This window comes from Intrasporangium sp. DVR (assembly GCF_040365325.1).
GTDB lineage: Bacteria > Actinomycetota > Actinomycetes > Actinomycetales > Dermatophilaceae > Intrasporangium.
Genome location: NZ_BAABZW010000058.1, coordinates 1 through 810, shown reverse-complemented (window position 1 = coordinate 810; position 810 = coordinate 1). Strand labels below are relative to the sequence as shown.

Here is an 810-nt window from a genome sequence, read left to right as displayed (position 1 = left end):
CGGGCCGGCGCGTTGGCGCTGGTGCTCTACGACTTGACGACGTTGCACTTCGAGACCGACCAGGAGGACTCGCTGCGCAAGGTCGGGATGAGCAAGGAACGCCGGGTCGACCCTCAGGTCACGGTCGGGCTGCTCACGGACGCCTCGGGGTTCCCGCTGGACGTGCACCTGTTCGAGGGAAACAAGGCCGAGACGAAGACGCTGATCCCGGTGCTGACCGCGTTCCGGGCGCGACACCGGGCCGAGGACATTGTCGTGGTGGCCGACGCGGGGATGCTCTCGGCGGCGAACCTGCTCGCCCTGGAAGAGGCCGGGTTCGAGTTCATCGTCGGCTCGCGGATCAGCAAGGCCCCGTACGACCTGGCCGAGCAGTTCACCACGCGCGGGAACCACTTCACCGACGGGCAGACCCTCGAGGCGGTCCGCCCGATGGGGGTCGGCAAGGACAAGCGGGAGCGGCGGGTGGTGTACCAGTGGTCGTTCAAGCGCTATCAGCACGACAACCGGGCGATCAACAAGATGGTCGAACGCGCCGAGAAGGTCGCCGACGGCACCCGGCCGTTGAAGAAGGACCGGTTCGTGAAGTTCACCGACACCGCCACGGTCGTGGACTGGGGCCTGGTCGAGCGGGCCCGCTACCTCGCCGGCCTGAAGGGCTACGTCACCAACATCCCAGTCGGCACCATGGACGGCGCGCGCGTGGTCGCCGCCTACCAGGACCTGTACCAGGTCGAGCGGTCCTTCCGGATGGCCAAGTCCGACCTCGCCGCTCGGCCGATGTCATGCCGACGTCGGCATGACATCGGTTAT

At 67.5% G+C, this 810-nt stretch carries 1 protein-coding gene; it reads left to right on the top strand.

Annotation, left to right across the window (positions count from 1 at the left end; genetic code table 11):
• A partial coding sequence (locus ABWV20_RS19305) for an IS1634 family transposase (RefSeq protein WP_353358111.1) occupies nt 1-810 on the top strand: 810 nt, incomplete at both ends.